The sequence below is a fragment of the Streptomyces sp. NPDC050422 genome (genome assembly GCF_044458665.1).
Classification (GTDB): Bacteria; Actinomycetota; Actinomycetes; order Streptomycetales; family Streptomycetaceae; genus Streptomyces.
This window is the reverse complement of record NZ_JBITIE010000048.1, coordinates 1-8346: the sequence shown is the minus strand read 5'-3', so window position 1 is coordinate 8346 and position 8346 is coordinate 1. Positions and strand designations below refer to the sequence as shown.

General features: G+C 70.8%; 9 protein-coding genes. 2 read left to right on the top strand and 7 right to left on the bottom strand.

The window, feature by feature from the left end; genetic code table 11:
* Complete coding sequence (locus ACIBJG_RS38445) at window positions 1-963, bottom strand: CopD family protein (protein WP_399314950.1); 963 nt, start codon at window positions 961-963, stop codon at window positions 1-3.
* A 235-nt stretch (window positions 964-1198) separates the two neighbouring features.
* Between ACIBJG_RS38445 and ACIBJG_RS38440 the strand changes: the two genes are divergently transcribed.
* A complete protein-coding gene (locus ACIBJG_RS38440; RefSeq protein WP_399314947.1) occupies window positions 1199-1609 on the top strand; it encodes an STAS domain-containing protein in 411 nt (136 codons plus the stop codon).
* Between the two features lie 60 nt (window positions 1610-1669).
* On the opposite strand, the gene ACIBJG_RS38435 is transcribed toward ACIBJG_RS38440, so the two are convergent.
* The gene (locus ACIBJG_RS38435) at window positions 1670-1879 is read right to left on the bottom strand and encodes an EF-hand domain-containing protein (RefSeq protein ID WP_124716283.1); all 210 of its coding nucleotides are present in this window, start codon (window positions 1877-1879) and stop codon (window positions 1670-1672) included.
* Between the two features lie 142 nt (window positions 1880-2021).
* On the opposite strand from ACIBJG_RS38435, the gene ACIBJG_RS38430 reads away from it, so the two are divergent.
* Window positions 2022-2660 carry a GNAT family N-acetyltransferase gene (locus ACIBJG_RS38430; RefSeq protein WP_399314944.1) on the top strand — a complete coding sequence of 213 codons (639 nt, stop codon included), beginning with the start codon at window positions 2022-2024 and terminating at the stop codon, window positions 2658-2660.
* Between the two features lie 25 nt (window positions 2661-2685).
* On the opposite strand, the gene ACIBJG_RS38425 is transcribed toward ACIBJG_RS38430, so the two are convergent.
* From ACIBJG_RS38425 to ACIBJG_RS38405, 5 genes are all read right to left on the bottom strand, one after another.
* On the bottom strand, window positions 2686-3873 hold the full coding sequence (locus ACIBJG_RS38425) for a beta-propeller fold lactonase family protein (protein WP_399314942.1): 1188 nt from the start codon (window positions 3871-3873) through the stop codon (window positions 2686-2688).
* Window positions 3873-4679, bottom strand: a complete 807-nt coding sequence (locus ACIBJG_RS38420; protein ID WP_399314940.1) for a polysaccharide deacetylase family protein — start codon at window positions 4677-4679, stop codon at window positions 3873-3875. Before ACIBJG_RS38420 ends, ACIBJG_RS38425 begins: the two co-directional genes overlap by 1 nt.
* 442 nt (window positions 4680-5121) lie before the next feature.
* Window positions 5122-5637, bottom strand: a complete 516-nt coding sequence (locus tag ACIBJG_RS38415; protein WP_399314939.1) for an ATP-binding protein — start codon at window positions 5635-5637, stop codon at window positions 5122-5124.
* Between the two features lie 251 nt (window positions 5638-5888).
* The gene (locus ACIBJG_RS38410) at window positions 5889-6656 is read right to left on the bottom strand and encodes an enoyl-CoA hydratase/isomerase family protein (RefSeq protein ID WP_399314937.1); all 768 of its coding nucleotides are present in this window, start codon (window positions 6654-6656) and stop codon (window positions 5889-5891) included.
* Between the two features lie 89 nt (window positions 6657-6745).
* Window positions 6746-7999, bottom strand: coding sequence for an Ig-like domain-containing protein (locus ACIBJG_RS38405; protein ID WP_399314935.1), 1254 nt, complete (start codon window positions 7997-7999; stop codon window positions 6746-6748).
* Window positions 8000-8346: the final 347 nt, after the last annotated feature.

Sequence of the window (8346 nt, the reverse complement as noted above, 5' to 3'; positions counted from 1 at the left end):
TCAGCGGGTGCCGATCCAGTGGGGGTCCGGTACGACGGTCAGCACCGCCGACACCAGCACGACCGCCCCCAGCACGACCGCTTCGCGGCGCGCGCAGCGTTGGGCGCCCGCCGGATCCGCGTCCCGGGCCAGCCGTCGTCGCGCCACCAGTGCCAGCGCGCTCACGACGGCCACCAGCAAGAGTTTGGCCAGCAGCGTGCGCCCGTACGCCGAGGTGAGGACGGTGTCCGACGGCAGCCGGCGCAGGGCACTGCACGTGCCGGTCGCCGCCAGGGCCGCGTAGAGCCATACGGCGAGGCGGGCGTAGCGGCCGAGGAGGGCACGGGCCGCACCCGGTGCCGCCCGCCACAGCCGCATGGTGCGCAGTACGTGGAGGAGCCCACCGGTCCACAGCGAGGCGGCCGTCAGGTGGACAACGGTCAGCGCGGAGCCGACGAGCGGGCTGTACGCCTCGGGGTGGGCGCGCAGGGCCTCCGCACCGACGCCCAGGGCGAGCGGCAGCGCGGCCAGGGCCGGGCGCCGGCTCGCGGCGCAGCAGGCGGCGAGGACGAGGCCGTTGGCGGTCAGCAGGAGCAGCCCGCCCTCCCGCGTCCCGTAGGTCTCCACGAGGCCAAGGTCGCTGACCCGGGCCAGCCGGACGATCTGGCCCGCGGCGGCGAGCGCGCCGACGGCCGAGGCGGCTGTGGCCCAGCTGCGCGGGGCGGTGCGGGGCCGGTCGGGCACGGAGCGGACGAGCGCGTCCGCCGCGAGTGCGCCGATGTGGACGGCGAGGGCCCCGAAGAGGGCCGTCCGCAGCAGGGTGGCGGTTCCGGCGCCGGGTATGCGCAGTTCGCCGGTGCCGTGCCCCATGGCTGTCGCTCCCAGCAGCGCGGCAGGCACGGCCAGGAGGCACGTCACCGCCACCGCGAGCACGGCGGCCGTGGACCTGCGGCGGACAGGTGCGGGCACACGGGACGGGATCACCACCCACCCCCCCTTTCCTGACTGACAACCACACAAATCGCCTGCCCGTGTCCATGGGAAGAACAGACATTCACCCGGAAGGAGGCATTGGAGAAAGCGCGAACGTTTCTGCATCGCCACTCGGCGGACCCTCGGGTTAGGTTCACCGACTGTCACCTCACCGACCGTCCCCCACTGACTGTCATGCGGGCCCCCGGTACGTCCACGGGGCCCGGCGCTGCGAGGAGAGGCATTGATGACCGAGACGCCGGCCCCCACGGCACCCCCCGTGACGCCCCTGCTGCCCGAGCCGTGCGGCCGGGTGTACCGCAGGGACGGACGCACGGTGGTGGCCCTGCGCGACGAGATCGACATCGCGACCGCCGCGCTCATCGCACCGGCACTGGACGGCGCGACGTCGGACGGCTCACCCCAGCTGGTGGTCGACCTCACGGAGGTGAGCTTCCTCGACTGCTCGGGGCTGACGCTGCTGTGCCGGGCCCGCCGGCGCGCGCTGGACCGCGAGGGGCGGTTCTGGCTCGTCTGTGCCTGCCCGCGGATCCTGCGCCTGCTGCGGGCCGGCCGGCTGCACGATCTGTTCGGCCCGGTGGCGACCCCGGACGAGGCCTTCCGCGCGGCGGAGCCGGTGGCCCCGGCCGTCTCGTGAACGCGCCCCCGGGCGCCGTCCTGCGGCCCCCCGGCCCGCCGGCCGGGGGTCCTGCGGACGTCAGTTCTGTGCGGCCCAGAACTCGTCGAAGGTGAGGAGCCCGTCCCCGTTCGCGTCGTGGGAGTTGATCACGGCCTGTGCGACCGTCTCGGTGACGTAGGGGTCACCCAGCTGAGCCATGACGCTCTTGTACTCGACAGCCGATATCAGCCCGTCGCCGTTCAGGTCGAACCGCTCGAATGCCTTGCGCGCCGACTCGATGTCCGCCACTTTTCCGCCCCTTCGTATGACTGTCTGACGGAGGTCAGATTAACGGGCGCGACGGATGGCCCCGGCGGCGGCCGGTCGTCGATCATGGGTGGGCCGTCCACCGCCCGGTGGCCGGTGGCCCGAGCGGGGAGCGCGAGGCGCGATGAGCGATGCACTGGCACGGATCCTGGACGCCGCCGCGCACGGACGGTTCCCGCCGCCGGACGGTTCCACGACCGTGGTGCGGCAGCCGAACCCCCGTGACGCCGGAGTGCTGGCGTTCACCGCGCACTCGGTGGTCTTCACCGACGAGGACCCGGGGTGGGTGCGCGACGCACTCGCCGCCACCCCCGGGGACGCGCTCGCCGCGACGATGAACCCGCACTTCCTGACCGCCCTGATGGCCCGGACCGGGCGGCACATGAACACGATCGACCTCCTCACGGTCGCCCCCGCGCTGCCGGGCGCCCCGGAACTGGACCTGCGGGAGATCCGCGACCCCGGACACCCCCGGGTGGCACGGGCGGTGAAGTTCCGTGACGAGGTACGGGTCTGGGGGACCGAGGGCGGGGTGCTGATCCTCGGCCGCGGGGTCGCGGGCCGCTGGGAGACGGCGATCGAGGTGGCCGAGGAGGCGCGCGGGAAGCGGCTCGGCGAGCGGCTGGCGCGGGCGGCCCGGCAGTTGGTGCCGGACACCGTGGTGTGGGCCCAGCAGTCGCCGGGGAACGCCCGCAGTGTGCGGACGTTCCAGGCGGCGGGTTACCGGCCGGTGGGCTCGGAGGCCCTGCTGGTCGCTGGGTGAGTCACCGGCCGGTCCGGGGCCCGCCTCAGCGGAAGACGCCGGTGTGGCCGAGCGAGTAGCGGCCCGGCTGCGGGTAGACGGCGAGGCCGTGCGGTCCGCTGCCCACCGGGATCCGGGCCAGCTGCTTGCCGGTGGTGGTGTCGATCGCGTACACCTCGGAGTTGTAACGCCCGGACAGCCACAGGACCTTGCCGTCCGCCGAGACCCCGCCCATGTCCGGGCTGCCGCCGTTCGGCAGGTGCCACTTCTTCGCCAGCTTCTTCTGCGCGAAGTCGAAGACGGAGACCGAGCCCTCGCCGCGGTTGGAGATGTACATCTCCTTGGCGTCGCGGCTGACGTAAAGCCCGTGGCACCCCTTGCCGGTGGGCAGCAGCTCGGGCTCGGTGAACTTCTTCCCGTCCAGCACCCACACGCCGTTGGCCATCATGTCCGCGATGTAGAAGGTGCTGCCGTCGGGGGACAGCTTGACGTCCTGCGGCATGGCGCCCTTGAACGGCAGTTTCTGCTGGCCCACCACCTCCATCTTCGCCGTGTCGACCTTGAGGAGTTCGCCGGAGAACTCGCAGGAGACGATGAAGTAGCGGCCGTCCGCGGAGAAGTCGGCGTGGTTGACGCCCGCGCAGCTCACCGGGACGGTCTTGGCCGTCTTCATGGTGTGCGCGTCACGGAAGACCAGCTCACGGTCCATGGAGGCCATCACGATGGCGTACTTGCCGTTCGGCGTGAAGTAGAGGTTGTACGGGTCGGAGACGCCGACCGTCTTCCCGGCCTTCCCCGTCGCGGGGTCGATGGCGGTGAGGCTGTCACCGACGTCGTTGTTGACCCAGAGCGTCTTGAGGTCCCAGGACGGGACGACGTGCTGCGGCTGACGGCCGACCGGGATCGTCTCGATGACCTTGTACGTGGCGGGGTCGATGACCGACACGGTGTTGGAGTTGGTGTTGGGCACGTACACCCGGGACGGGAAGTCCTTGACGACCGGCGACAGCTTTCCGGGGGCGTCGGCCGCGTACACGTTCCTGGCGTCGAGCACCGGTGGCATCCCGGGCAGTCCCGGCGGCGCGGGCGGCGTGACGCGCTCGGGCCTGGCAGGCGGGGCGGCGGCCTCGGAGGGGGCGTCGGACGCCTTGTCCGCGGGGGTGCCGCAGCCGGTGAGCGCGGCGAGCAGGACGCCCCCGAGCAGGGCCGCGGTGCGTGTGGTGGAGGGAGGCATCAGGTCAGCAGCTCCGTGGTCGTCACCGCACGCAGTTGGCGGCGGTCGAGTTCGGTGAGGAGGAGGGGCAGCGCGGCGACCGTGTCCGCATAGCCGAAGTGCATGCTCACCACCGATCCGTTACGGATCTCCCCGGCCACCTTGCGGGTGACGGCCGCGGCGCCGGGAGAGGTGAAGTCGAGGGAGTCCACGTCGTACGAGAGGACGTGCGGGTATCCGGCGCGGGCGGCGAGCCGCTGGACGAGCGGGGTGGCGTACCGGGTGCGCGAGGGCCGGAACCATGTGCCGATGGAGCCGGTGAGCCGGCGCAGCCGCTGGGCGCAGTCGGTGATCTCCGCGTACGCCCGGGTCTCGTCCATCGAGGAGATGTCGACGTGGTGCTGGGTGTGGTTGCCGAGGTCGTGGCCGCCGTCGAGGATCCGGCGGGCCATCTCCGGGTGCTCGTCCAGCCAGCTGCCCACGGCGAGGACGGTGACCCTCGCACCGGCGCGTTCGGCCTCTCCCAGGACGGTCCGGGCGACGGCGGGGTCGCCCTGGCCGTGGAAGGTGAGGGCGACGCGCGCCCGGTCGCGGGGGCCGTGCTCGATCTGCGCGGGCTGCCCGGGGATGCGGTGCGGGGCGGGCGCGGGGGCGTGGGCGCCGGTGGTGGCGGCCTGCCTCTTCGGTGCCGGGCGAGTGGTGGGTTTCGCCGGTGTACCGGCGGCGTCCGGGTCCGCGCAGCCGGCGGCGAGGGTGGCCGCGAGGGCGGCCCCGGCTCCTGCTCGCAGGGCGCTGCGGCGGTGCACCGGTCTGTCAGGGGCATTCATGCGCAGAACACTAAGTGCGCGATGTCCGGAAAATAACAATTGACCCACGGTGGCCGCCGAAGGTCACACGGATGCGCACGTCCACCCTTTGGGCGATCAATGAATCACCCGGGGAATCCCCTGTGTATTCACCGATTACCAGGCGAGTGACCCAACACACCTGTGATTCATTGAAGAAATGTTCACATGCGTCACGACATGCCCGATTTGAGGCTTTGGCGATGGAGTCGTCCGTCTGCCATAGTCGGGGACACGACCCCCATCGACCCGGGCCAGGTCGTCACAAGCGGCCGTGAACACACCCCCCATTTCACGGCCCCCACACAGAAGCCCCCGAAGCGCCGCACCACGGCCGATCCGGGGGCTCCTGTGCATCCGGGGGGCTTCCCGTGCGTCCGTCAGCTCCCGTGCGTCCGGGGCGAAGGCGGCAACAGGCCGGTGGTCAGCGGTCGGAGGTCCGCATCTCGAACCAGGTGGTCTTGCCGCGCGGCAGCAGATCGACGCCCCACCGGTCGGAGAGCTTGTCGACCAGGAAGAGCCCGCGGCCACTGACGTCCATCTCCTGGACGGGCATCAGGCACGGCAGTCCGCGCGAGGGGTCGCGCACCTCGATCCTGATCCAGCCGCGACGGCGCATCATCCGTAACCCGAAGACCCTCGCGCCGGTGTGACGCACGGCGTTCCCGACGAGTTCGGACACGAGCAGAACGGCGTGCTCGGCGGTCTGCGGGGAGAGCCCCCACTGACGCAGCACCACACAGGAGGTGATCCTGCGGGCGGTGGCGGCGGACTCCGGACGGGAGGGCAGCCGGACTTCGTCCTCCGTCGGATTTCCGAACAACTCCAGCGCTTTGAACGCCTGTTCGTCCTCGACGGCCGGCATCCTCCGTGCCGCTGTCGCGCTGCTGCGCTGTCGCGGCTGCTCCACACCCTCCAGGCCCGCCATGGACACCATCATGGCTGCACAGCGGGCGTTCCGTGGCCGTTCCGCGGGAATCCCTGACCCGGAATCAGGCGTTCCGCAGAGGGCTTCAGGCATATGCCGCTGGCAGAATGCCCCGCTCGACACCTGCACTGACCTGCACGGATACCGCACCCGAACGGGTTTGCCACGGCGACCGGAAGGCCGAGCCTTAAGGTTGCCTTAAGGCTCGGCTAATCCGCCCACACGGATGAACGCCCGCCCTGCCGTTCCCAACTGGCGTTCGGTCAGAGGAACTTGGCCTTGCCCGGACCTTCGTCCACAAAGCTGCGCATTCCGCGCTCCCGGTCCTCGGTGGCGAAGAGTCCGGCGAACCAGGTCCGCTCGATCGTGAGACCGGTGTCGATGTCCGTCTCCAGTCCGGCGTCGACGGCCTCCTTGGCGGCGCGCAGCGCGAGCGCCGGGCCCTTCGCCAGCTTGGCGGCCCAAGCGTGCGCCTGCTCGTACACCTCGGCGGCGGGCACCACACGGTCCACCAGCCCCATGGTCAGGGCCTCCTCGGCCTTCACATGACGGCCGGTGAAGATCAGGTCCTTGGCCTTGGCGGGGCCCACCAGCCGGGCGAGGCGCTGGGTGCCGCCCGCGCCCGGGATCAGCCCGAGCATGATCTCCGGCTGCCCCAGCTTGGCGTTGTCCCCGGCGATCCGGAAGTCCGCACACAGGGCCAGTTCGCAGCCGCCGCCGAGCGCGTACCCGGTGACGGCGGCGACGACCGGCTTGGGGATCCGGGCCACCGCGGTGAAGGAGTCCTGCAGCGCCTTGGACCGTACGACCATCGCCGGGTGGTCCATCGCCTGCATCTCCTTGATGTCCGCTCCGGCCGCGAACACCTTCTCGCCGCCGTAGAGCACCACGGCGCGCACGTCGTCACGCCGTGACGCTTCTTCGGCGAGCTCGCGCAGCCGGTCCTGGGTGGCGATGTCCAGGGCGTTCATCGGGGGACGGTCCAGCCGGATCGTGCCGACGCCGTCGCTTACTTCGAGGGTTACGGTCATGGGAGGAAGGTTAACCGGCGCTAACACGGAACGGGCCCGGCGCTGTTGGTCACAGCGCCGGGCCCGTTCCGTGTTCCGTACGACGGGACCTACTTGGTCCACTCCGACCAGCTCATGTTCCAGCCGTTGAGACCGTTGTCCGGCTGGATCGTGTCGTCGTGGGAGTTCTTGACGATCACGACGTCGCCGATCAGCGAGCTGTTGAAGAACCAGGCAGCCGGAGTGCTCGGGTCACCGGCGCCACGCGCGTCCTGCAGCCCGACACAGCCGTGGCTCGTGTTGCTGGCGCCGAAGATGCCCGAGCCGCCCCAGTAGTTGCCGTGGATGAAGGTGCCCGACGTGGACAGCCGCATCGCGTGCGGCACGTCCTTGATGTCGTACTCGCCGCCGAAGCCCACGGTGTCACCGTTCATCCGGGTCACCCGGAGCTTCTCGCTGATGACCATCTGGCCGTTGTACGTGGTGGTGGCCGGGGCTCCCGCCGAGATCGGGATGTCCTTGACCTGCTTTCCGTCGCGGACGACCTTCATCCGGTGCGAACTCGCGTCGACGGTGCTGACCTGCCGGCGGCCGACGGTGAACGACACCGTCTTGGTCTGCTTGCCGTAGACCCCCGGGCGTCCTTCGACGCCGTCGAGGTCGAGCTTCACGGTCACCTTGGTGCCCGCGGCCCAGTAGTCCTCGGGACGGAAGTCCAGCCGGTCGTTGCCGAACCAGTGACCCTCGATCGCGACGGCGGGCTCGGCCGTCACCGCGATGGCCTTCTCGACGGACTCCGGGTCGGTGATGCCCCGGGTGAAGTGGATCGAGACCGGCATGCCGACGCCGACCGTGGAACCGTCCTCCGGGGTGTACTGCCCGATGAAGGTGTTCTGCGGGACCAGCGTGGTGAAGGTGGTGTCCTTCGCCGACTCACGGCCCTTCGCGTCCTTGGCGACCGCGTGGACCTTGTACTTGGTCGCCGAGGCCAGGTGCCGGTCCGGCTCCCAGCTCGTCCCGTCGGCCGCGATCTTCCCCGCGACGTCGGCCCCCTTCGGGTCGGAGACCTTGACCGTGGCCAGCTTCCCCTGCTCGGCCGAGATCTTCAGTGCCCCGCTCGTGGCGACGGAATCGGCCCCGTCCTTCGGCACGATGTTCACGACGGCCTGGGAGGCGCTGGTGTCCCCCGCGCCCGCCCCGTCGGCCTTGCCGCCCTTGCCCCCGCTGTCGGTGTCTCCCCCGCCGCACGCCGTCACCAGCAACAGCAGCGCACCCAGTACCAGAGCCAGCAGACCGGTGGACCCACGCCCCCGCCGTCCGCTGTCCGCCCCGGCCGATGCCCCCGATATCGGCTGCCCGTTCAATGTGGTCGTCTCCCCTCACACGGCCTGGTCCCGCCAAGGCCCCAGGGAGCCCGCAGGCTCCCACCCCCGCACGCTGCACATGCGCGCTCAGCGAAAGATAATCACACCGCCTGCGGGTAGATCGCCCCACAATTGTCACCGTTCAGTCCCAACTCGTTCCAGGAGTTCACCTGGTCGCGAGTGGTACGGCCACCGAGGTGCCGGGACGCGGGACGGCGCGGCCGCAGCGGCCGCGCCGTCGATGTGGGACCGGGGGGGTGCCCCTATCTGTTTCGTCAACCCTGGCGGAGCTAATTCGTAGGGGTTCGTGCTGGTTTTCGGGAACGTGCCGCGAAGCGGGACGTTCC

Bases quoted from the DNA above. Each gene is read 5' to 3' on its own strand.
- ACIBJG_RS38430 (WP_399314944.1), top strand. From the start codon at position 2,022: ATGAGCGATGCACTGGCACGGATCCTGGACGCCGCCGCGCACGGACGG.
- ACIBJG_RS38425 (WP_399314942.1), bottom strand. From the start codon at position 3,873: ATGCCTCCCTCCACCACACGCACCGCGGCCCTGCTCGGGGGCGTCCTG.
- ACIBJG_RS38440 (WP_399314947.1), top strand. From the start codon at position 1,199: ATGACCGAGACGCCGGCCCCCACGGCACCCCCCGTGACGCCCCTGCTG.
- ACIBJG_RS38420 (WP_399314940.1), bottom strand. From the start codon at position 4,679: ATGAATGCCCCTGACAGACCGGTGCACCGCCGCAGCGCCCTGCGAGCA.
- ACIBJG_RS38410 (WP_399314937.1), bottom strand. From the start codon at position 6,656: ATGACCGTAACCCTCGAAGTAAGCGACGGCGTCGGCACGATCCGGCTG.
- ACIBJG_RS38415 (WP_399314939.1), bottom strand. From the start codon at position 5,637: ATGATGGTGTCCATGGCGGGCCTGGAGGGTGTGGAGCAGCCGCGACAG.